The 21,608-nt window shown below is 68.7% G+C and carries 20 protein-coding genes and 1 riboswitch; of the genes, 6 read left to right on the forward strand and 14 right to left on the reverse strand.

The features are described 5' to 3' along the window. Window positions 1-83: 83 nt before the first annotated feature. Both EHW97_RS07945 and cimA read right to left on the reverse strand, forming a co-directional pair. Window positions 84-899 (reverse strand): hypothetical protein, encoded by an 816-nt coding sequence (locus EHW97_RS07945; protein WP_124236636.1) that lies wholly within the window; start codon window positions 897-899, stop codon window positions 84-86. Further along, window positions 896-2,521: a citramalate synthase gene (cimA, locus tag EHW97_RS07950; protein WP_124236637.1), complete on the reverse strand. Its 1,626-nt coding sequence runs from the start codon at window positions 2,519-2,521 to the stop codon at window positions 896-898. The genes EHW97_RS07945 and cimA overlap by 4 nt, the downstream gene beginning before the upstream one ends. Window positions 2,522-2,677: 156 nt before the next feature. Here cimA and EHW97_RS07955 point away from each other — a divergent pair, with 156 nt between their 5' ends. After that, complete coding sequence (locus EHW97_RS07955) at window positions 2,678-3,367, forward strand: hypothetical protein (RefSeq protein ID WP_124236638.1); 690 nt, start codon at window positions 2,678-2,680, stop codon at window positions 3,365-3,367. A 72-nt stretch (window positions 3,368-3,439) separates the two neighbouring features. On the opposite strand, the gene EHW97_RS07960 is transcribed toward EHW97_RS07955, so the two are convergent. Genes EHW97_RS07960 through EHW97_RS07970 form a run of 3 tightly spaced genes read right to left on the reverse strand, consistent with a single transcriptional unit; the run spans window position 3,440 to window position 7,120 of the window. Beyond that, on the reverse strand, window positions 3,440-4,870 hold the full coding sequence (locus tag EHW97_RS07960) for an aspartate ammonia-lyase (RefSeq protein WP_124236639.1): 1,431 nt from the start codon (window positions 4,868-4,870) through the stop codon (window positions 3,440-3,442). Between the two features lie 47 nt (window positions 4,871-4,917). Continuing rightward, complete coding sequence (locus EHW97_RS07965) at window positions 4,918-6,012, reverse strand: branched-chain amino acid aminotransferase (RefSeq protein ID WP_124236640.1); 1,095 nt, start codon at window positions 6,010-6,012, stop codon at window positions 4,918-4,920. A gap of 43 nt (window positions 6,013-6,055) precedes the next feature. Next, a complete protein-coding gene (locus EHW97_RS07970) occupies window positions 6,056-7,120 on the reverse strand; it encodes a 3-isopropylmalate dehydrogenase (protein WP_124236641.1) in 1,065 nt (354 codons plus the stop codon). Window positions 7,121-7,660: 540 nt separating this feature from the next. Here EHW97_RS07970 and EHW97_RS07975 point away from each other — a divergent pair. Continuing rightward, complete coding sequence (locus tag EHW97_RS07975) at window positions 7,661-9,040, forward strand: GntP family permease (protein ID WP_124236642.1); 1,380 nt, start codon at window positions 7,661-7,663, stop codon at window positions 9,038-9,040. A gap of 67 nt (window positions 9,041-9,107) precedes the next feature. After that, window positions 9,108-9,671 carry an O-methyltransferase gene (locus tag EHW97_RS07980; protein ID WP_124236643.1) on the forward strand — a complete coding sequence of 188 codons (564 nt, stop codon included), beginning with the start codon at window positions 9,108-9,110 and terminating at the stop codon, window positions 9,669-9,671. Window positions 9,672-9,677: 6 nt separating this feature from the next. On the opposite strand, the gene EHW97_RS07985 is transcribed toward EHW97_RS07980, so the two are convergent. From EHW97_RS07985 to thiM, 5 genes are all read right to left on the reverse strand, one after another. After that, window positions 9,678-10,940, reverse strand: coding sequence for a hypothetical protein (locus tag EHW97_RS07985; protein WP_124236644.1), 1,263 nt, complete (start codon window positions 10,938-10,940; stop codon window positions 9,678-9,680). A 95-nt stretch (window positions 10,941-11,035) separates the two neighbouring features. Beyond that, entirely contained in the window at window positions 11,036-11,671 is a 636-nt protein-coding gene (locus EHW97_RS07990; RefSeq protein ID WP_124236645.1) for a TenA family protein, read from the reverse strand. Beyond that, window positions 11,668-12,483, reverse strand: a complete 816-nt coding sequence (gene thiD, locus EHW97_RS07995; protein ID WP_124236646.1) for a bifunctional hydroxymethylpyrimidine kinase/phosphomethylpyrimidine kinase — start codon at window positions 12,481-12,483, stop codon at window positions 11,668-11,670. Before thiD ends, EHW97_RS07990 begins: the two co-directional genes overlap by 4 nt. Continuing rightward, window positions 12,480-13,094 (reverse strand): thiamine phosphate synthase, encoded by a 615-nt coding sequence (gene thiE / locus EHW97_RS08000; protein WP_124236647.1) that lies wholly within the window; start codon window positions 13,092-13,094, stop codon window positions 12,480-12,482. The genes thiD and thiE overlap by 4 nt, the downstream gene beginning before the upstream one ends. Then, entirely contained in the window at window positions 13,091-13,891 is an 801-nt protein-coding gene (thiM, locus tag EHW97_RS08005) for a hydroxyethylthiazole kinase (protein WP_124236648.1), read from the reverse strand. Before thiM ends, thiE begins: the two co-directional genes overlap by 4 nt. Continuing rightward, window positions 13,881-13,974: riboswitch (TPP riboswitch) on the reverse strand. It overlaps the preceding gene by 11 nt. 273 nt (window positions 13,975-14,247) lie before the next feature. On the opposite strand from thiM, the gene EHW97_RS08010 reads away from it, so the two are divergent. After that, window positions 14,248-14,772, forward strand: coding sequence for a DUF6318 family protein (locus EHW97_RS08010; protein WP_124236649.1), 525 nt, complete (start codon window positions 14,248-14,250; stop codon window positions 14,770-14,772). A 167-nt stretch (window positions 14,773-14,939) separates the two neighbouring features. Beyond that, entirely contained in the window at window positions 14,940-15,527 is a 588-nt protein-coding gene (locus tag EHW97_RS08015) for a hypothetical protein (RefSeq protein WP_124236650.1), read from the forward strand. Here the strand turns inward: EHW97_RS08015 and yczE are convergent. Further along, complete coding sequence (yczE, locus tag EHW97_RS08020; protein WP_124236651.1) at window positions 15,487-16,113, reverse strand: membrane protein YczE; 627 nt, start codon at window positions 16,111-16,113, stop codon at window positions 15,487-15,489. The genes EHW97_RS08015 and yczE overlap by 41 nt on opposite strands. Before the next feature lie 170 nt (window positions 16,114-16,283). Between yczE and yczR the strand changes: the two genes are divergently transcribed. Further along, complete coding sequence (gene yczR, locus EHW97_RS08025; protein WP_124236652.1) at window positions 16,284-17,720, forward strand: MocR-like transcription factor YczR; 1,437 nt, start codon at window positions 16,284-16,286, stop codon at window positions 17,718-17,720. A gap of 88 nt (window positions 17,721-17,808) precedes the next feature. On the opposite strand, the gene ilvC is transcribed toward yczR, so the two are convergent. The 3 genes from ilvC to EHW97_RS08040 form a co-directional block, all read right to left on the reverse strand. Continuing rightward, a complete protein-coding gene (gene ilvC / locus EHW97_RS08030) occupies window positions 17,809-18,840 on the reverse strand; it encodes a ketol-acid reductoisomerase (RefSeq protein ID WP_124236653.1) in 1,032 nt (343 codons plus the stop codon). A 50-nt stretch (window positions 18,841-18,890) separates the two neighbouring features. Further along, a complete protein-coding gene (gene ilvN, locus EHW97_RS08035; protein ID WP_124236654.1) occupies window positions 18,891-19,421 on the reverse strand; it encodes an acetolactate synthase small subunit in 531 nt (176 codons plus the stop codon). Between the two features lie 70 nt (window positions 19,422-19,491). Then, on the reverse strand, window positions 19,492-21,267 hold the full coding sequence (locus EHW97_RS08040) for an acetolactate synthase large subunit (protein WP_243696354.1): 1,776 nt from the start codon (window positions 21,265-21,267) through the stop codon (window positions 19,492-19,494). Window positions 21,268-21,608 lie beyond the last annotated feature (341 nt).

Here is a 21,608-nt window from a genome sequence, read left to right on the forward strand (position 1 = left end):
GGTGCGAAACGGAACCTAGACAGCTCCACTCTCACCCGGAGGCCTTCACCTATCCAGAGAAACAACGTCCCTGGACATCACAGCTAGACCGCGTCTCCTGGCTCCGGCGACTGCTCCTCGTCCGGACCGGGCAACGGCACGGACGGGCCCCCGCGACCGACGGGGGCGACCCCGGCGATCGCGGCCTCCACACGGGACCGTAGCTGGGCCTCATACTCCAGGACGGGCCGCAGGGCCTCCTGATACTGAGCGCCGTACGTGAAGGACGCGGCGCGGCCGGCATCGAGCTCCTGAGCGGCCACGGTGGCCGCATCGATGACGTGCTGCAGCGCTCCGCTCACTCCGGCCGCGAGTTGCTCCTGGCCCGGCGGCACCGTGACGGCCTCGAACTGCGCCTTGACCTGCTCCATGAGCGGGATGAGCTCGGCACGCACCGGGTCACCGCTGGCGACCGGGCCGGACACGACGCTCTGCGGGATGTCGGCGTCCAGCGCATCCTGTGCTGCCGCGACGAACGGTGCCGCGGTCGCCCACTCCTCCAAGACGTCGACCGCGACGCCGAACCGCTCCTCGATCGCCACCCGACGATCCAACGCCGCCCGGTACGCGCTGGAGTTCTCAGCGCCGTAGGCGCCCACGTCAGCGGGTCGCGGCAGCTCGTCGCGCAGGCGAGTGGCGGTCTCGACGAGTGCTCCGCCCTCCCCCTGTGCCGCAAGCATCGCCAGTTCGGCGTGAGCCTCGTCCTGGTAGGTGGCGAGGTCCTCGCTGTAGCGGAGCGCAGCCGCGTCGGCCTGCTCGACCTCGGTCGACTTCTGGTGCCGGTCGACGAGGTAGATGCCGGCCCCGGCGACCAGCAGGAGGACGAGCGTGAGCCCGCCGACGGTGGGACGCAGCTTCATCGCAGCGGCGTCACCTGGTGGAGCCGGAGCCCGTAGGTCACCGCATCGACGAGGGCCTCCCACGAGGCCTCGATCATGTTCGCGCCGACCCCGACCGTCACCCACGCGTCCTTGCCGTCGCTCGTCTCGATGAGCACTCGGGTGACCGCATCGGTGCCGTGGCCTTGGTCGAGGATGCGCACACGGAAGTCGATGAGGTGGAAGCGGGCGACGTCCGGATAGACCTGCTCGATCGCGAGCCGCAGGGCGTGGTCGAGAGCGTTGACGGGGCCGTTGCCCTCGCCGATGACAGCCAACCGGCGTCCGCCCGCGGTGATCTTGACGGTGGCCTCGGCCAGCGCGCCCCCCGCGGACGCCGAGCCGACGGACTCCGCGATGACCCGCCACGACTCGATGTCGAAGTACGTGGGCCGGGCCCCTTCGACCTCCTCCAGGAGCAACAGCTCGAAGGAGGCGTCGGCCGCCTCGAAGGTGTAGCCCTCCTGCTCCATGCTCTTGACCCGGTCGGTCACCCGGGCCAGCGTGGCCGGGTCCCCGGAGAGGTCGATGCCCAGTTCGCGGCCCTTGAGCTCGATCGTGGCGCGACCGGCCATCTCCGAGACGAGCAGCCGCATGTCGTTGCCCACGAGCGCCGGGTCCATGTGCTGGTAGAGGTCCGGATCCACACGGATCGCGCTGGCGTGGAGGCCGGCCTTGTGCGCGAACGCCGAGACGCCGGTGTACGGCTGCCGGGCCGACGGCGGGTAGTTGGTGATCTCGCTGATCGCATGCGAGATGCGGGTCGCGTCGCGCAACGCCCCCTCCGGCATGACGTTCATGCCGAGCTTGAACTCCAGGTTCGCAACGCACGTGACGAGGTCGGCGTTGCCCGTGCGCTCGCCGTAGCCGTTGATGCACCCCTGCAAGTGCGTCGCCCCGGCCTGCACCGCCGCGATGGAGTTCGCGACGGCGCAGCCGGTGTCGTTGTGGGCATGGATGCCCAGCCGCGCCCCGGTCGCGTCCGCGACCTCGGCGACGATGTCGGCCACCCAGTGCGGCAGCATCCCGCCGTTGGTGTCGCACAGCACCGCGACCTCGGCTCCCGCTTCGGCCGCTGTCCTCACGACCTCGAGCGCGTACGCCTTGTTGTCGAGGAACCCGTTGAAGAAGTGCTCGCAGTCGAGGAAGACGCGCTGCCCCTCCCCGCGCAGGTGAGAGACGGTGTCGCGGACCATCGCGAGGTTCTCCGCCAACGTGGTGCGCAGCGCGAGCTCGACATGCCGGTCGTGGCTCTTGGCGACGAGCGTCACGACCGAGGCGCCGCTGTCGCGCAGGGCCGCGACAAGCGGGTCGTCGGCCGCGGCGACGCCGGCGCGTCGCGTCGCGCCGAAGGCGGCGAGGGTCGAGCGGCGCAGGTCGAGTTCCTTGGACGCGAGGGCGAAGAACTCGGTGTCCTTGGGATTGGACCCGGGCCAGCCACCTTCGATGTAGCCGACACCGAGTTCGTCGAGGTGGCGCGCGATCGTCAGTTTGTCCTGGACCGAGAGGTTCAGGCCCTCCTGCTGGGCGCCGTCACGCATCGTCGTGTCGTAGACGTGGAAGTCGCCCGGAGTGAGGGTGCCGGAGGCGGGGATGCTGCTCATCGGTTCGTTCGGTCCTTCGTGTTCGTGCGATCGTGCCCATCGACAACAAAAAAGCCCCCCGGGGTCGGGAGGCGGCGCGTCGAGTGGGTACCCGGCGCGCTAGGCGATAATGATCGCGGTGATGGTCACGAGACAAAGTCTAGACTGAAGCTCACCATGACCACCACAGCCGTCCCACGCCCCGGACACGTCGACATCATGTACGCCGTCGTGACGGCTGAGGCGCTCGACCGTGACGACCCCCTGCCGGAGGGCCTCGAACCGCTGCTCCGGCGCAACGGGGCGTCGGAGGAACTGATGGCGATGTGGCGCGAGCGTCCGCACGCCCAGGTACTCGTCCAGGTCGCGCCGCTCGCCGGGGCGGGCGAGGCGCACGTGCAGATGCGCTCGGCCGCGTTCTCGCTGGCCGCTGAGCACGACGGTCTCGTCGTCGACCTCGCGCTCCCGCGGTTGCTGGAACCGCCGACGGGTGCCGTGCGGCTGGAGTACGCGGACGCGTGGGTGCTGGTGCACTACGACGTCGCGTCCCGCGGCGTGCTCGGCACCCGCGGTCTGGAGTCCTTCGGACTGCCCGAGCTGTGCGTGAAGGTGCCTGAGGGCGCGGAGGCGGCGATGGTCGGGGCCGTCACCAGCGGTCTGACGCATCGCCTGCTGACCGAGTGGCCGCATGTCGACCCGGTGGGCCCGGCGGTCGTCACATTGCGTGACATCGCCTACGGGCTCGGCGATCCGCAGGCCGATACGATCGGCACGGAGCGCCGCGTGCGGGTCGAGATGGGCTACGACGACGTCGCGCACGAACTCGACGTCACGCTCCTCGACAACCCCGCGGTCTTGTTCCGCTGAGCCGCGTCGCACGAAGACCGCCCGCAGCCGCACGCATGACCGTGCTGCCCGGGCGGCCCCCATGGGTGTTCGTCACTCGTCGACGTGCGGTGGCTCGGGGCGTGGAGCGAGGTTCGCCAGCGACTCCGGACGCAGGATCTCCTCGAGGCGCTCGGGCGGGAGCAGACCGCGCTCCAGCACGAGCTCGGCCACCCCGCGGCCGCTCGCGAGTGCCTCCTTGGCCACCTCGGTCGCCGCCTGGTAGCCGATGTACGGGTTGAGCGCCGTGACGAGACCGATCGAGTTGGCCACCTCGGCGCGCAACAGCTCGCGGTTGGCGGTGATCCCGTCGACGCAGCGCCGCGCGAGCACCAGGATCGCCTCGCGCAGGCGTGCCAGGCCGGCGGACAACGAGTAGCAGATGACCGGCTCGAAGGCGTTCAGCTGCAGCTGGCCGGACTCGGCTGCCATCGAGACGGTGACGTCGTGCCCGATGATCTGGAACGCGACCTGGTTGACGACCTCGGGGATGACCGGGTTGACCTTGCCCGGCATGATGCTCGACCCGGCCTGGACGGCCGGCAGGTTGATCTCGTTCAGACCGGCCCGAGGACCGGACGAGAGCAACCGCAGGTCGTTGCACATCTTCGACAGCTTCACCGCGACCCGCTTGAGGGTGCCGGACAACTGCACGAAGGCGCCGCAGTCCTGCGTCGCCTCGATGAGGTCGATCGCCGGCACGAGGGGCAGGTTCGTGATCTCCGCCAGATGCGAGCAGGCCGACTGGACATAGCCGGCCGGCGCATTGAGCTGGGTGCCGATGGCGGTGGCGCCGAGGTTGATCTCGTGCAGCAGCATGACCGCCTCGGAGAGCCGGGCTCGGTCCTCGGCGATCATCAGGCTGTAGGTGCGGAACTCCTGGCCCAAGGTCATCGGAACCGCGTCCTGCAGCTGAGTCCGGCCCATCTTCAGCACGTCGTGGAACTCGGTCGCCTTGCGAGCGAACGACTCCTCGAGCACCTCCATCGCCTCGAGCAGGGACTTGGTGGCGAGGATGACCGCGATCTTGATGGCCGTCGGGTACACGTCGTTGGTCGACTGGCTGAGGTTGACGTGCTCGTTGGGGTGCAGGTAGGCGTAGTCGCCCTTCTCGCGGCCCAGCAACTCAAGCGCGCGGTTGGCGATGACCTCATTGGCGTTCATGTTGGTGGACGTGCCCGCGCCCCCTTGGATGACGTCCACCACGAACTGATCGGTGAGTGCCCCGCCGCGGATCTCCTCGCACGCATCGCGGATCGCGCGGAACCGCTCGTCGTCGAGCAGGCCGAGCTCGTGGTTGGCGGTCGCGGCCGCCTCCTTGACGGCCGCGAGCGCCTCCACGAGGTACGGACTCTGGGCGATGGGGATACCGGTGATCGGGAAGTTCTCCAAGGCGCGCAACGAATGCACACCCCAGTAGACGTCGGCGGGAACCTCGCGGTCGCCGATGAGGTCATGCTCCTGGCGCATGGGCTGGTCATCCATACGACCAATCCAATCACCGACGCCGCGGCGACCGGTGGGTAGCCCGATCAGAGCACGCGTGTCATCCAGCCGAAGCGATCCTCGGCCCGTCCGTACTGGATGTCGACCAGGGCCTGGCGGATCTCGGCGGTGACCTTGCCCAGGCCGCCATCGCCCGCGGTCACCTCGCCGCCGCGCCACTTGAGGGTGCCGACGGGGGTCACGACTGCCGCCGTGCCGCAGGCGAACACCTCGGTGATCGTCCCGTCCGCAGCGCCTTCGCGCCACTCGTCGATGCTGACCTTGCGCTCGACGACCTGGTGGCCGAGTTCGGCGGCGAGTCGCAGGATCGAGTCACGGGTGACACCCTCGAGGATCGAGCCGCTGAGCTCCGGGGTGACGATCGAGCCGTCGGCCTGCACGAAGTACAGGTTCATGCCTCCGAGTTCCTCGACCCAGCGGTGCTCCACCGCGTCGAGGAACGCCACCTGGGCGCAGCCCTCGGCCGCGGCCTCCTGCTGCGGCAACAGGCTCGCGGCGTAATTGCCGCCGCACTTCGCGGCGCCGGTGCCGCCGGCGCCGGCGCGGCTGTACTGCTCGGACAGCCAGATCGAGACCGGCTTGATGCCGCCTGTGAAGTACGCTCCCGCGGGCGACGCGATCACCGAGTAGGTCACGTGCTGGCTCGGACGGACGCCGAGGAACGCCTCCGACGCGAACATGAACGGACGCAGGTAGAGGCTCTTCTCCTCGCCACGCGGCACCCAGGCGCGGTCGGTCTCGATGAGCGCGCGCACGGATCCGAGGAACCACTCGAGCGGGAGTTCGGGCAACGCCAGACGGTGCGCCGAGCGCTGAAGCCGCTCGCCGTTCGCGTCGGGGCGGAACAGCCACACCGAACCGTCGGCGTGGCCGTAGGCCTTGAGCCCCTCGAAGATCTCCTGCGCGTAGTGCAGGACGGCCGTGGCCGGGTCGAGCGAGAGCGGCCCGTACGGGACGACGCGCGCATCGTGCCAGCCGTGGTCGGGCGTCCACTCGGCGAGGAACATGTGGTCGGTGAAGTGATTACCGAAGCCGGGATTCTCCAGAATCGCGGCGCGTTCGGGCTCGCTGCGGGCGTGCTGATTCTGCTCGATGCGCGGCGCGAACGCGGTGGGGGTCATAGAAGTCACGGTACTGCTTTCCGGGGTCGAAGGGGGTATGCGGTCAGGAGACCGTCGATACCTCTCCGGCCACGCGTGACGCGATGGCCTCCCCCACCTCCTCAGTGCGGCGAGCGCCGGAGCGCTCGGCGATGTCGGCCTCGACGGCCTGCGTGATCTGGCCGGCCGCCTCAGGCAGTCCGAGGTGGTCGAGCAGGAGTGCAGCCGACAGGATCGCAGCCGTCGGGTCGGCCTTGCTCTGACCGGCGATGTCCGGCGCTGACCCGTGCACAGGCTCGAACATGCTCGGCGCGGTGCGGTCGGGGTTGACGTTGCCGCTCGCAGCCAGGCCGATGCCGCCGGTGATCGCTGCGGCGAGGTCGGTCAGGATGTCGCCGAACAGGTTGTCGGTCACGATGACGTCGAACCGGGCCGGATCGGTCGCCAGGAAGATCGTGGCCGCGTCGACATGCAGGTAGTCCACCGTCACGTCCGGGTACTCGGCCCCGACGGCCTCGACGGTGCGGCTCCACAGATGCCCGGCGTGCACGAGCACGTTGTTCTTGTGCACGAGGGTGAGCTTGCGGCGCGGGCGGGCCTGAGCCCGGGCGAAGGCGTCACGGACCACACGCTCGACACCGAAGGCCGTGTTGAGGCTGACCTCGGTGGCGACCTCCTGCGGCGTGCCGACGCGGATCGCACCCCCGTTGCCGACGTAGGGCCCCTCCGTGCCTTCACGCACGACGACGAAGTCGATGTCGCCGGGCGCGGCCAGCGGGGTGGGAACGCCCGAGAAGAGCTTGCTCGGGCGCAGGTTCACGTAGTGGTCCAGTTCGAAGCGCAGCTTGAGCAGCAGGCCGCGTTCGAGCACGCCCGAGGGCACAGTCGGATCGCCGACGGCGCCGAGCAGGATCGCGTCGTGCTGACGGATCTCCTCGAGCACCGATTCCGGCAACGTCTCACCCGTCGCGTGCCAGCGCCGGGCGCCGAGGTCATACTCGGTGCGCTCGAACGCGACGCCGTGCTGGGGCGCGAGAACGTCGAGCACGCGGAGCGCTTGAGCGGTGACTTCGGGGCCGATGCCGTCGCCGGGGACGACGGCCAGGGAGAACGGGCGAGTGGACGTCATGCCACCGATCCTAAGAGAGGCGATCTCATGATGTGAAACCGGGATCTCGAAAGGTGGTCAGTTGTCGTCGGGTCGGTCGGCCGCGTCGGCGAACTCGTCCTCACGCAGGTGTGCTGGTCCCCATTCGATCACTGGATCGAGAATCATCATGGTCTTCCTTCGAGCTTCGAGTTGATGGAGGTGGAACGCGGGATTCGGGTGAACCGGCGATTCCACGGGGCCACAGACTCGACGTGTGTGCTCTCGAGCTCGATACAGAAAGGGGACCAGATCGTGGTCAGGACATCTGCTGCGGAATCGTCGGGCCAACGCCGAAACGCCGCGGCAGGTGTGGCCCTAAGAGGTCCTGCCGCGGCAAGCGATGGCTACGAGCTGCTTCCGCATGCCGACCACTGTAACGGCTCGTGAAGGATTTCGCGAGCACCTCGGCGCGGATTTTTCGCGCTATTTCGTCGTCCGCTCCGATTGTGAAGCGGACGGCGGTGCGGCACTCTCGGGCGGGAACGGCGCCCATGACCCACTTCACCTGCGGAGTTGATGATGGAACCCATTGAGCCGGTATTCGGTGCCAGGACTCTCCTGCTGATCGCTGCGGTCGCGGTGGCGCTGCTGCTCTTCCTCATCATGAAGGTGCGGCTGCACGCCTTCATCGCACTCGTGCTGGTCAGCCTCCTCACCGCGATCGCGGCAGGGATTCCGCTCGCAGACGTCCCGGCAGCGCTCACGTTCGGGTTCGCGGACACCCTGGGGTCGGTGGCGCTCCTCGTCGGCTTCGGCGTGATGCTCGGCCGGCTGCTCGAGGTGACCGGCGGGGCGCAGGTGCTGGCCGACACGCTGATCAACCGGTTCGGGGAGAAGCGCGCTCCGTTCGCGCTCGGCGTGGCCGCGCTGATCTTCGGTCTGCCGATCTTCTTCGACGCCGGCCTCGTCATCTTCCTGCCCATCATCCTGACCGTGGCGCGGCGATTCGGCGGCTCGGTCCTCTACTACGCGTTGCCGGCGGCGGGCGCTTTCGCCGCGATGCACGCCCTGGTCCCGCCGCATCCGGGGCCGGTCGCGGCGGGGACGTCCCTCGGCGGCGATATCGGCCTCATCCTCGTCATCAACCTGCCCATCGCGATCATCGCCTGGTACGTCGGTGTGTACCTCGTGTCGAAAGTCCTCGGTCGGCGGATCGACGTGGCCGTGACGGACCTGTTGTTCGGTCCGGTGAACGGCGGCGGGACCGCGACCAAAGTCGCGGCACCGAGCTTCGCCGTCGTGCTCGGTCTGCTGCTGATCCCGCTCGTGCTGATCGGCATCAACACGGTGCTGACCACCCTGATCGCGGCCGGGAACCTCGAGGAGAGCACCGTCGCCGACGCGTTCATCCTGCTCGGCAACACCCCGGTGGCGCTGCTGATCGCCCTGCTGGCGGCGATCGTCCTGCTCGGCACGCGCGGACGGACGCTGAACGACACGATGTCGTTGCTGGACGAGTCGCTCGGCCCGATCTGCTCGATCATCCTCATCACCGGCGCGGGCGGCATGTTCGGCGGGGTGCTCGAACTCAGCGGCATCGGCGCCGCCCTGACCTCCTCCCTGTCGGGGGTCGGCATCCCCCTCCTGCTGCAGGCTTTCGTCATCTCGACGGCTCTCCGCGTCGCCCAGGGCTCGGCGACGGTTGCCTTGACGACGACCGCAGGGCTCATCGCCAGCCAGGCCGGCGAGCTCGGTGACGTGCAGATCGCACTGCTGGTCACCGCGATCGCCGCCGGTGCCACCGTGCTCTCCCACGTCAACGACTCGGGCTTCTGGCTCGTCAGCCGGTTCTTCGGCATGGACGTGAAGACGACGCTGAAGACGTGGACGGTCATGGAGACCACGCTGGGTGTCACGGCCTTCGTCGTGGCCGCCATGGTGTGGCCTCTCGTCAGCTGATCGACAGCGTCTCACCTGACGACCCACTGCGGCCGTCGGCCCGCGCCGGGCGTGCCAGACTGGGCAGGTGAGCGCCCCCGTCGAAGTTCCCGATCTCGTCGCCCGCACTCTCGATCTGTCGCGGCGGCGCGGCTTCATCACGTCGACACGCCACGAGACCGGTCGACTGCTCGCGACGCTCGCCGCGTCTCGCGAAGGGACGCTGGCCGAGCTCGGGACCGGATGCGGCGTCGGGTCGGCATGGCTGCACAGCGGCGCCCCGAAGGAAGCGCGCATCGTCACCGCCGAACTCGACCCCGAGCTGGCGAAGGACGTTCAGGAGATCTTCGCAAGCGCCGAGAACGTCACCGTCCTCGCCGGCGACTGGTCGGCCCTTGAGCAGTACGCCCCGTTCTCGCTGCTGTTCGTCGACGTGCGCGACGTGATGGCCGATATGGACGTGCTTGCCGGTCTGCTCGCACCGGGCGGCATCGCCGTGCTCGACGACTTCGTGCCCTCGAGCTTCTGGCCGCCGATCGTCGACGGTCAGGTCGACACGGTGCGCGAGCAATGGCTGACCGACGAGCGCTTCGTCGCCGTCGAGATGCTCATCGACCCCGACGCCAGCCTCATCATCGCCACGCGGCGCTGAGCCGCGTCAGCGCCGGAGGAGGCGCCGCGCCACCGCAGCGAGCGGTGCCACGATGCGACGCCCGACGCGGAAACTCCACGAGCTTCGGAGCTGCTCCAGTTCCGATCGCTGCACAGCGTGGTCGGCCTCCAACTCCTCGATGCGCCGCCGCGCTGCCTCGAGCTCCGTCGACAGTCGCGACCGGTCCGCATCCGCATTCCGCAGGTGGCCCCAATGCTGGTAGGCGCGGCTGGCGAAATGCTGAGCACTCGCACTCGCGCACACCAGACTGGTTTCCAGCGGTGCCCCGCGGTGGTCGCCGTCTGCGAGGAGCATCACCCGGTCGACAACGTGGTCGAGAGAGTAGGTCCGTCGAAACTCCTCGAGCCGCTCAGCGTGAAAACGAGAAGCATCGGAGTAATTCGCGAGGATGTCTTCGACGAGTTCTTCAGGACCGAGTTGCCATCCGCCACGGCCGGAGAAGTTCCGGTGCTGGGCGGAATCGAAATTCTCGGCGGAGAGATAGCCGTAGCCGCCGAAGTGGTCATAGACGTACACCGGGACTCCGGCCACGAGGCAGTACTGCACGGTCTTCCCGATCGTGATGACCAGGTCAGCGCCGGCGAGATGCGCCGGGCTGACGAGCTCGTACGTGTCGCCGCTAGAACCGAAATGACGCACCCGGCACCCTCGTTCCCGCAGAACGTCGGCCGCCTTCTCCACCTCGCCGACGGCGTGGTTCGAGACGATGACGATGTCGCGAGGGGCGGCAGGAGCGCTTCCGCGCCGTACGCCGCGCCACTCGACGGGCGCCGGATTCGGATACAGCGCGGTCGGCGGAACGTTCGCGTAGTAGGGCAGGAGCTTCTCGCGGGTCATCGGAGAGATGAACAACGACAGGGAGGCCAGCCGTTCTTCGAGCCCCCACATGTAGGGATGCTCATCGGGGGCGTACTCGATCGCGGACATGTGGTGGAAGATGAACCGCGGTCGATCGGTCGGCGACATCTCACCGAGCTGACGGATCCAGGACTCGGGCAGCACTTGGCTGTGCACCCAGACGATCTCGAAATCGTCGATTTCCAGTGCGTTTTCGTCGCTTTCGAGGGTGATGCCACGATCGAGAAACAACGATTTCAGCGGATCGTCGATAAACGACGCATACACCGTGACGTGCGCCTGACGTTCGGTCAGATGTGTGGCGAGCTCGAGCGCAGCGACCGTCGATCCCATAATGCGATGGATCATCGTGTGCGTGATGAGGAGCTTCCGCCCGGCGAGTTCGACCATGGACCTTCCAGATAACTACGCGAGATGAGTTTCATGTCGCCAGCGGAAGGCGACGCACAGGACGCCAGGCATGAAATGCCCGCGAGCAAACCCCGCTAAAGTACCGCATCCCGCCAGGCCGTGTCCCAGAATCGCCACTCGTAACGCACGGCGCGTGCGTACGCCTCCCGCATCGCCGGCACTGAGGAAGGATCGCCCGCAGCCCAACGGTCGGCGAGCGCTTCGCAGCGACGGCTGGCGTCGGCGAAGGACGGGTCGGCATAGGTCTCGATCCAGTCCCGGTACGGATGATCATCCCGCTGCCGCTCCTGGAGGCGGCGACCCACCTCGGCGTACACCGTGAAGCACGGCAGGACGGCGGCGAGGCCCACCGCAGCGGACGCGCTCGTGGCGCGCGACCACAAGAAGCCTGTGTAGGCGTCGCAGGTCGGGCTCGGCGTCGAGGACGCGATCGCGTCCCCGAGGCGCCCCTCGTGCAGGGCGCGCTCGGCGACTGCGGCGCCGGCAGCGAACTCGGCCAGGACTCCGACATCGGCGATGACCGGGGCCTTCGCGGCCAGGAGCGAAAGCACCCGCGCGTACCGGTCGAGGTAGTGCGCGTCGTCGCACAGGTAGCGTTCGAAGGTCGCCCACGGAAGTGTGCCGTCGGCGAGCCCCCGGACGAACGGATGCTCGAGGATGCGAGTGATGTCGTCCCCGGCGTCTGCCCAGGCCTGCTCGGCGAAGGTCATCGCTCGTTCCTCCGCTGGTCGACCAGGTGGTCCACGGGACCGTGTCCAGCACCGTACCGGCGATCGGCGCCGCCCACGAGGGCACGCTGCAGGTACCCGCGGGCCGACGCGACCGCCTCCTCCACCTCGTCACCGAGCGCCATGCGGGACGCGATCGCCGCCGACAGCGTGCATCCCGTCCCGTGTGTGTTCACCGACGCGATCCGCCGATGGACGAAGCGTTGCGTTCCGGCCGCCGACACGAGGACATCGATCACCTCATCGCCCTCCAGGTGTCCGCCCTTGACGAGCACGTGATCGGCGCCCTCGCCGAGCAGCGCCCGTCCGGCCGCTTCGAAGCCGTGCTCGTTCTCGACCGGCATCGACGTGAGCACCCGGGTCTCGGGCAGGTTCGGCGTCACCACCGTCGCCTTCGGCACGAGCACCGATCGGATCGCATCCACCGCGGACTCCGGGATGAGCCGGTCCCCCGACGTCGCGACCATGACCGGGTCCAGCACCACGGCGATTTCCGAGCGTTCTGCGAGCCGGCGCCCGATCGCCTCGATGACGTCGGGATCGCCCAGCATGCCGATCTTGATGGCGCGCACGTCGAGATCTTCCAGCACCGCCCGCAGTTGCGCATCGACGAAGTCGGCCGGGATGGGGTGGATGCCGGTGACCCCTCGAGTGTTCTGCGCGGTGAGCGCGGTGAGCACACTCGCCCCGTAGATCCCGAGGGCGCTCGCCGTCTTGAGGTCAGCTTGGATGCCGGCACCTCCCGACGGATCGGAGCCCGCGATCGTGAGCATGACGGGTTCGCGCGTGGTCATCGCTGCTCCCGCCCTTCACGGACCGCCGCGACGAGGTCCGCTGCGGCTGAGCGCGGATCGCCCGCACGCGTGATCGCGGTGACGACGGCGACGGCGTCCGCGCCCGCTGCGACGACCTCGAAGGCGCGGGCCGCGTCGATGCCCCCGATGGCGACGACCGGCCGGTCCGTACGTCGCGCGACGGCCCGGACGCCGTCGACGCCGAGTGGCGGCTGATGGTCGGGTTTCGTCCTCGTCGCCCACACGGGGCTCACCGCCACGTAGTCGCACGCCGCGACCTCCTCGACCTCGTCGAGCTGAACCGGGTCGTTGACCGACCACCCCACGATCGCTCGCGGTCCGAGCACGCGCCGGGCCTGCGAGGGTGGCAGGTCGTCGACCCCCACGTGGATGCCGTCCGCGCGCACCGCTGCGTCGAGGTCATCGTTCACGACGATCGGCACAGTGGCGTGGCGTCGCAGGTCGTGGACGGCGTCGATCAAGGATGCGGTGTCGGCGGTCTTGTCGCGCACCTGGACGAGGTCGACCCCGCCCGCGACGGCCTCGGCGACGATCGTCCCAAGATCGGCGAGCGGTTCGGTCACCAGGTAGACGCCGTGGTGGAACGTCATCGCAGCACCACGTCCCTCAGGTCCTCGGGCCGTTGCGCCCACAGGGCGTCGAGCAGCGCGGGACGCAGCGTGCCCGGCCCCTGCGCGGAGCGGCCGGCGCGTTCGCCCGCGTTCGCGAGCATGGCCATCGCCGCAACCGCTCCCAGCAGCGGCGTCGGAGCCACGGCAGCGGCCCCGCCCACGAGCGCCGTCGCCGCGCATCCGAGCGCGGAGATGAGCGGCATCCGCGGGTCGCCGCCGTCGACGATCACCGTGGTGACACTGTCAGTGACGACATCCGAGGCTCCGCTCACCACCACGACACTCCCGGTCGCCGAGGCGAGCGCCTGCGCCTGCTCGACGACGGCCGTGGAGTCGTGCGTGCTGTCCACGCCACGTCCGGCGCCCTGAGCGGTGGCGAGCGCGACGATCTCGCTCGCGTTCGCCCGGATGACGGCGGGCCGGTGGGTCAGCAGCGCGTTCGTCGTCTCACGTCGGTACGCCGTAGCGCCGACCGCCACAGGGTCGAGCACCCACGGGATGCCGCGCTCCGCAGCGACGCTCGCGGCCTCGTGCATGCCGGTGACCCACGGTGGGCTGAGCGTGCCGATGTTGACGACGACGGCGGAGGCGAGTCTCGCCATCTCGGCGGCCTCGCGCTCGTCGTGCACCATCGCCGGCGAGGCATGCGCCGCGTTGAGCACGTTGGCGGCCAGATCCATCGAGACGTAGTTCGTGATGCACTGCACCAACGGCGTCTGCTCGTGGAGGCGGTGGACGGTGTCGACGACGTGGTCGACGGAAATATCCGCGGACATGTGGGCTCCCTTGCGCCGGTACTAACCGGATCAGGTTCGGCGGGTGTGATCTCAGCCCTTCGCGGGCACCCCGGCCAATGTTCAGTTGACGCCCCGACCGTACCACCCATGCCAGGTACCCCCGGCGCCCCGGAACGCCGCCGCTCGCAAAATGTGGCCGGTTGTGGCCCATTTTCGGCACCGAAACCGGCCACAAGTGGCCACAAGTTGGGAGCGGAGCGGCGAGCGTTCCACCTGTTGAGACCGCCGGCACGGTTCGAGGCTCGCTGTCGGCGGGCGACCGCTTCTCGGGTGGCGGAGTCCGTCCACAGGGTGAGCGCGGGATGCTGACAAACGGACGGAGGCGCGTTACTTTCGTGGGCACGACGACGGGGGTGACGATGATCCGACGACTCGCGACTGCGATGGCCGTGACTTCTCTCCTACTGGCCGGGTGCTCGAGTTCGCCCTCTGAGGAGAAGCCGTCTCCGACCGCCACAGACTCCCCCACCGACGCGCCGCCGACGATGCCCGAACTCGCCCTCGACGACTCCCCCGCCGGCGCCGAAGCCTTCGTCCGTCACTGGATCGGAGTTTTCAACGCCTCAGCGCGACATGGAAATCAGGAATGGCTTGGGGCCACGTCATCGCCTGACTGTTCGCCCTGCAGCAGCTACGCACGCGAGTTCAAGAGGCTTGCCGCCGAAGGCAAGTCTCCGACGAGCGACATTTGGACGCTAAGAGAGGACCAACTCGAGACGTTTGAGGACCAGTCGCGGATAGCGGTCCGTGCGGCTGTTGACGTCAGGGAAGGTGCCTCCACAAACAGCTACCTCTTCGTCTTCTACGTGGGCGAGGAAGGTCCTCGACGAATGCTGGACATCACGATGGAGCCGCAATGAAACCAGTCGCCGCGATTGTCGGCAGTGTGCTGTTGACGGTGCCGACGTCGATCGACGTGGTGCCCGATTCCTTAGCTCCACGACTACACGTACGAGCCGAACGTTTCATTCCCCCGGCCCACCCCTCCGCCCCTCGCCCTGTCTCCCCTGCCCCGGCGAACCGGCCGGTGCTCGATCCCGTCGCACGCCAGCGCGCGTTGATCGAGGAGACGCTCAGAGCCGTCTGCCCGATCAGGACCTCCATCGTCGGCGTGCCGTGCATCTTCGCTCCAGAGCAGCCCGCCACGGCAGTCGCCGCGCCCGCGGCTCCCGTCGCACCGAGCGAGGGCGACGTCCTGCGCGCCGTCCGCGAACTCGGGCTCCCGTCGCTTCGCGTCCACATCGAACCGGCGACCACCACCCTCGTGAACGTTCCCACCAACCTGTACGCCGAGCCCGAACCGTTCGAACGGACGCTGGACCTGCTCGGCACTCCGGTCCGGGTCCGGGCGACACCGTCGTCGTTCACGTGGCATCACGGCGACGGAACCTCACAGCGCACCACCTCCGCAGGTCGCCCGTATCCCCACCTGGACGTCACCCATCGCTACCAAGGACCCGCCGAGGCGCTCGAGGTGCGGGTGGACGTGATCTACGTCGTCGAGTACGCCGTCGGCGACGAGCCCTGGCAGCCACTCGACGCCGTGATCACCGCCGAGGGCGCGCCCTCGGCCCTCACGGTGCGCGAAGCGGCCCCGGTGCTCGTTCAGCCGTGACAGGCGGCGCGGATCCGGACCAGCGCAGCGATCGCAAGAACCGCTGCGCCAAAGGTCCGACCGCGAGCGCGTAGGCGACAGTTCCGATCCCGACGGTCCCGCCGAGGACCCAGCCCAGGGCCAGGACGGAGAGTTCGAGGCAGGTCCGTACGACTCGCACGCTTCGTCCGGTCCGCGCGACCAGCGCCACCCAGAGCCCGTCGCGCGGTCCGGGTCCGAGATCGGCACTCACGTAGAGCGCACCAGCGAATGCGTTGCCGACCACGCCGCCTGCCAGCAGCACCGCCGAGGGAAGCAACGTCCCCGGCTCCGGCAGCATCGCCAGCGTGACGTCGACGGCAACGCCGATGACGAGGACGTTGAGCACTGTCCCGACGCCCGGACGTTGTCGCAGCGGGATCCACGCCAGCAGGACGAGGACGCCCACCACCGCGGTCACGACCCCGAAGGACACCGGCACGTGGTGCGTGATGCCCTCGTGGAGCACGTCCCAGGGATTCAGGCCCAGCCCGGCGCGGACCATCATCGCCATGGTGGCCCCGTACAGCCAGAGGCCGATGAGCAGCCTCAGCAGCCGGCCGGTCACGGACGGCGCCCGCGGGTCGGCTGACGGCGGTACCCATCAAGCACGATGGCCCGTAACGTCGCGAGAACGCCGACGACCGCAATGCCAATCAAGAGGATCACCCAGAACATACGATCACTGTGTCCCGAAGTGGCCTTGTGATCCATAGCCACTTGCTCCAGAGTGGCGTCATGAACCTGAGCGCACGCGCCCTCGTGACGATGGTCGGACAGCCCACCACGACCGGCGGCGGACCGGCCTACCGTCAGTGGTCGACCGCGATCGTGGCGGCCATCCTCGACGGCCGGCTTCCGGACGGAACGCGCCTGCCCAGCGAGCGCTCCTTCGCGGAGGCGGCCGGGCTGAGTCGCACCACGACGACGCGGATCTACGCGTCGTTGCGCGAGCGCGGCCTGGTCACCTCCCGGCACGGGTCCGGCACGACCGTCCGGGTCCCGGTGAGTGGGCGCGCCGCGGCGAGCATGCTCGCGGTCCCCGAGCAACCGGGCGTCATCGCCCTCACCAGCGCGGCCATGACCGCCCCGCCGGAACTCGCGCACCTCGTGCAACGCGCGCTTGATGGACTGCCCAGCCTGCTCGCCACGAACGGCTACCTGCCGGACGGCTTGCCACTCCTGCGCGAGCGGTTGGCGCAGCGCTACAGCGAGCAGGGCCTCCCCACCGATCCCGAGCAGATCATCGTCACCAACGGCGCCCAGGGCGCGCTCGCCCTGCTCACCCGGACCCTGCTCCGCCCGGGCGACCGCGTCCTCACCGAGGCGTGCAGCTATCCGCACGCCTTCGACACGCTCGGCCACGCCGGGGCGCGGTTCCTGCCGCTGCCGTTCGGCACGACCCCTTGGCCCCTCGAGGACTTCCACCGGCTCGTCCCCGCAGCACGGGCTGCCTACCTCATCCCCGACTTCCACAACCCCACCGGGGCCGTGATGAGCGAGGAGCAGCGCGCGGCCATCGGGACGGCGCTGCGCCGGCACGAGGTCGTCACCGTCATCGACGAGACGATGCGCGATATCCGCATCGATCAGGAGGCGCCGCTCCCCCACCTCGCCACCTGGCATCGCGACTCCATCACCCTGGGTTCGGCGTCGAAGTCACTCTGGGGTGGGCTCCGCATCGGCTGGCTGCGCGCACCCCGATCGCTCGTGCCACGGCTCGTGCAAGCTCGCATGCATCACGACCTCGGTTCGTCGAGCTTCGATCAGCTGGTCGTGGCCGAGGCGGTCGCCGAAGGGCTGCTGGACCGTCCCCCGCACCGCGAGACCATCCGCACCCGGCGCGACGCACTGATCGACGCAGTGCGGCGCGAACTGCCTGGCTGGAACGTCAACCGCCCGCGCGGCGGCCTCAGCGCCTGGATCGAGCTACCCCGCCGGGCTTCCAGCGCACTGGTCATCGCCGCGGAGGACGAAGGCGTGCGTCTGACGCCCGGTCCGCGGTTCTTCGGCGCGCAGCCGAGCGCCGGGGAGGGCTGGCTGCGCGTACCCTTCGTTCACGAGTCCGCCGCGCTCGACGACGCCGTGGCCCGGCTGGCCCGCGCCTGGCGTTCGCTCGGCCCGGAGGCGGAGAGCGCCGTGCGCGATCCCGACGCGATCGACCTCATTGCATGACGAAACCCGCCGAGCGCGACGTTCCGGTCCCCGAATCGCCTGATTCGGATGCGCGACGTCACACTCGGCGGGTCGGTGACACGTCAGGTCAGCGTGCGGCAGAACCCTCGACGTAGTCGTCGGTGCCCTCGGCCTTGACCCAGCTCATGAGGGCGCGGAGCTCCTTGCCCACGGCCTCGATCGGGTGCTGAGCGGCCTTCTCACGCAGAGCGAGGAACTCCGGCGCGCCGGCGTCCTGATCCTTGATGAAGCGGTCGGCGAAGGAACCGTTCTGGATGTCGCCGAGAACGGCCTTCATGTTCTCCTTGACCTCGGGGCCGAGGACCCGCGGGCCGGAGACGTAGTCGCCGTATTCGGCGGTGTCCGAGACGCTCCAGCGCTGCTTGGCGATGCCGCCCTCCCAGATGAGGTCGACGATGAGCTTGAGCTCGTGCAGCACCTCGAAGTAGGCGACCTCGGGCTGGTAGCCGGCCTCAGTGAGGGTCTCGAAGCCGTACTGGATCAGCTGCGAGACGCCGCCGCACAGGACGGCCTGCTCGCCGAAGAGGTCGGTCTCGGTCTCCTCGGTGAACGTCGTCTTGATGGCGCCGGCGCGAGTGCCGCCGATGGCCTTGGCGTACGAGATCACGAAGTCCCAGGCCGAGCCGCTGGCGTCCTGCTCGACGGCCACGATGTCCGGGACACCGCGGCCCTCGACGAACTCACGGCGCACGATGTGGCCGGGGCCCTTCGGGGCGACCATGACGACGTCGACACCTGCCGGCGGCTGGATGTAGCCGAAGCGGATGTTGAAGCCGTGACCGAAGACGAGGGTGTCGCCGTCGGTGATGTTGGGCTCGATGGCCTCGGCATACAGCGAGCGCTGCACCGGGTCCGGAGCGAGGACGACGACGACGTCGGCCTCCTCGACCGCCTCGGCGGGCGTGAGGACGCGCAGGCCTTCGGCCTCCGCCTTCTCCCGGCTCTTGGAGCCTTCGGGCAGGCCGACGCGGACGTCGACGCCGGAGTCACGCAGGTTGAGGGCGTGGGCGTGCCCCTGGCTGCCGTAGCCCAGGACGGCGACGTGCTTGCCCTGGATGATGGTCAGATCTGCGTCGTCGTCATAGAACAACTCGGCCACGAGTGGATTCTCCTTGGGTTGAGGGGTGGACGTCTGGTGGTCGGGAGGGTTCACCCGGCCTGGGTGCCCGGAACGGTGCGCAGGGTGCGGTCGGTGATGGACCGCGAGCCGCGACCGATGGCGACCCGTCCGGACTGGGCGATCTCACGGATGCCGAACGGCTCGAGGACGTTCAGCATGGCAGCGAGCTTGCCCGCGTCGCCGGTGGCCTCGATCGTGACCGAGTCCTGGGCGACGTCGACGACCTTGGCGCGGAACAGCTGGACGGTCTCCAGCACCTGTCCGCGCGTCTGAAGGTCCGTCTTGACCTTGATCAACATGAGCTCGCGCTCGACGGCGCTGGTGGAGTCCAGCTCCACGATCTTGAGCACGTTGACGAGTTTGTTGAGTTGCTTGGTGACCTGCTCGAGCGGCAGGCTCTCGACGTTGACGACGATCGTCATGCGCGAGATCTCGGGGATCTCGGTCGGGCCGACGGCGAGGCTCTCGATGTTGAAGCCTCGGCGCATGAACAGGCTCGACACCCGGGCCAGGACGCCGGGCGTGTTCTCGACGAGCACGCTCAGGGTATGGCTGCTCATGCCGCACCTCCGGAAGAATGGGGACGAAGACTCGGCATCAGTGCCGGTCGGTTCACTCGGGAACGCTCAGTCACAGGTCGTCGTCCTCCCACTCCGGCGCGAGGTCCCGCGCGATCTTGATGTCGTCGTTGCTGGTGCCGGCGGCCACCATGGGCCACACCATCGCGTCGCGCTCGACCACGAAGTCGATGACGACTGGAACGTCGTTGATGCTCATCGCCTTGGCGATGACGTCGTCGAGTTCGTCCTCGCTCTCGCAACGCAACCCGACACAACCGTACGCGTCGGCGAGCTTGACGAAGTCGGGGAGCCGTCGCGCGCCGATGGCTTCGGGTCCGGTATGCAGGTCGGTGTTGGAGTAGCGGCCCTCGTAGAAGAGGGTCTGCCACTGCCGCACCATGCCCAGCGAGGAGTTGTTGATGACGGCCACCTTGATCGGGATGCCCTCGATCGCGCAGGTCGCCAGCTCCTGGTTGGTCATCTGGAAGCAGCCGTCGCCGTCGATGGCCCACACCACGCGGTCCGGATTGCCGGCCTTCGCGCCCATGGCCGCGGGCACGGCGTAGCCCATCGTGCCGGCGCCACCGGAGTTGAGCCACTGGCGCGGACGCTCGAAGTCGACGTAGTGCGCCGACCACATCTGGTGCTGGCCCACGCCGGCGACGTAGGTGGCGTCGGGACCGGCGATCGCACTCAGCCGCTCGATCACGGTCTGGGGCGCGAGCCCCTTCTCCGGCTTGTCGTACGAGGGCTGGAACTTCTGCTTCAGCCCCAGCACGTACTGACGCCACGCGCCGTACTCACCGGTGAGGCCGTCCTCCTCCGTCTGCTTCTGCAGCGCCCGGATGAGGTCGGCGATCACCTCGCGGGCGTCGCCGACGATCGGCACGTCGGCCGTACGGTTCTTGGAGATCTCGGCCGGGTCGATGTCAGCGTGGATGACCTTCGCGTGAGGCGCGAAGGACTCGAGCGTGCCGGTCACCCGGTCGTCGAACCGGGCACCGAGCGTGATCAGCAGGTCGCTGCGCTGCAACGCGCCCACGGCGGCGACCGTGCCGTGCATGCCGGGCATACCGAGGTGGAGCTCGTGCGAGTCCGGGAAGGCGCCGCGAGCCATCAGCGTGGTGACGACCGGGATCTGGGTGAGCTCGGCGAGCATCTTCAGCTCTGCCGCCGCGTCGGACTTGATGACGCCGCCACCGACATACAGCACCGGCTTCGTGGCCTCGGCGATGAGCCGGGCAGCCTCGCGGATCTGCTTGTTGTGCGGACGCGCGGTCGGCCGGTAGCCGGGCAGAGCCAGTTCGCTCGGCCAGCGGAACGTCGTGCTCGCCTGCAACGCGTCCTTGCTGATGTCGACGAGGACGGGGCCGGGACGGCCCGTGCTGGCGATGTGGAACGCCTCGGCGATGACGCCGGGGATCTCGTCGGCGTCGGTGACGAGGTAGCTGTGCTTGGTGATGGGCATCGTGATGCCGCGGATGTCAGCCTCCTGGAAGGCGTCCGAACCGATGACTCCACTCGCCACCTGACCGGTCACGGCCACGATCGGCACGGAGTCGAGGTAGGCGTCGGCGATCGCCGTCACGAGGTTGGTAGCGCCGGGACCCGAAGTCGCCATGCAGACGCCGACCTTCCCGGTTTCCAGCGCGTAGCCCTCGGCCGCGTGCCCGGCACCCTGCTCGTGACGTACGAGGACGTGACGGATCGAGGAGTCGAACAACGGATCGTAGGCCGGGAGGATCGCGCCTCCCGGAATTCCGAAGATCGTGTCGACGCCCGCGCGCTCCAGCGCCCGGACGAGGCTCTGGGCCCCGGTGATGGTCTCGGCCGGCGGTTCGGTCATCTCGCGGTCCATCTCTTGTCGGTCCTTCTGTGGGTCGTCATGCCGTCTGCATAAAAAAAACCCCCGGCCCGAAGGCATTCGAGGGAGACGCTGCGTCGAGGACGAAGCGTCTAGTGACGTACGAGAATCAGGGCATGCACGCGATCAGTGTGCTCCCGAGGTAGCGCGCGTGTCAACTTCTGAGACAACTCCTTCCATCATGTGGACGCGAGACGGACGACATCGGACCCCGCGAGCGCACGCGAAAAACGGACCCGATTGAATACTCGCGGAGCGCTTCATCACAAGGGGGGCGCCAGATCATTTGAGGATGCACGATGAAGTTGCTCAAGAACGTCGCC

The sequence above is a fragment of the Aeromicrobium camelliae genome (assembly GCF_003850045.1).
In the GTDB taxonomy this organism is placed as follows: Bacteria; Actinomycetota; Actinomycetes; order Propionibacteriales; family Nocardioidaceae; genus Aeromicrobium; species Aeromicrobium camelliae.

Bases quoted from the DNA above. Each gene is read 5' to 3' on its own strand.
- EHW97_RS07970 (WP_124236641.1), bottom strand. From the start codon at position 7,120: ATGACGTCCACTCGCCCGTTCTCCCTGGCCGTCGTCCCCGGCGACGGC.
- EHW97_RS07990 (WP_124236645.1), bottom strand. From the start codon at position 11,671: ATGACCTTCGCCGAGCAGGCCTGGGCAGACGCCGGGGACGACATCACT.
- yczR (WP_124236652.1), top strand. From the start codon at position 16,284: ATGAACCTGAGCGCACGCGCCCTCGTGACGATGGTCGGACAGCCCACC.
- ilvN (WP_124236654.1), bottom strand. From the start codon at position 19,421: ATGAGCAGCCATACCCTGAGCGTGCTCGTCGAGAACACGCCCGGCGTC.
- thiE (WP_124236647.1), bottom strand. From the start codon at position 13,094: ATGACGTTCCACCACGGCGTCTACCTGGTGACCGAACCGCTCGCCGAT.
- EHW97_RS08040 (WP_243696354.1), bottom strand. From the start codon at position 21,267: ATGACCGAACCGCCGGCCGAGACCATCACCGGGGCCCAGAGCCTCGTC.
- EHW97_RS07945 (WP_124236636.1), bottom strand. From the start codon at position 899: ATGAAGCTGCGTCCCACCGTCGGCGGGCTCACGCTCGTCCTCCTGCTG.
- EHW97_RS07975 (WP_124236642.1), top strand. From the start codon at position 7,661: ATGGAACCCATTGAGCCGGTATTCGGTGCCAGGACTCTCCTGCTGATC.
- EHW97_RS07985 (WP_124236644.1), bottom strand. From the start codon at position 10,940: ATGGTCGAACTCGCCGGGCGGAAGCTCCTCATCACGCACACGATGATC.
- thiD (WP_124236646.1), bottom strand. From the start codon at position 12,483: ATGACCACGCGCGAACCCGTCATGCTCACGATCGCGGGCTCCGATCCG.
- thiM (WP_124236648.1), bottom strand. From the start codon at position 13,891: ATGTCCGCGGATATTTCCGTCGACCACGTCGTCGACACCGTCCACCGC.
- EHW97_RS07960 (WP_124236639.1), bottom strand. From the start codon at position 4,870: ATGGATGACCAGCCCATGCGCCAGGAGCATGACCTCATCGGCGACCGC.
- EHW97_RS07955 (WP_124236638.1), top strand. From the start codon at position 2,678: ATGACCACCACAGCCGTCCCACGCCCCGGACACGTCGACATCATGTAC.
- cimA (WP_124236637.1), bottom strand. From the start codon at position 2,521: ATGAGCAGCATCCCCGCCTCCGGCACCCTCACTCCGGGCGACTTCCAC.
- EHW97_RS07965 (WP_124236640.1), bottom strand. From the start codon at position 6,012: ATGACCCCCACCGCGTTCGCGCCGCGCATCGAGCAGAATCAGCACGCC.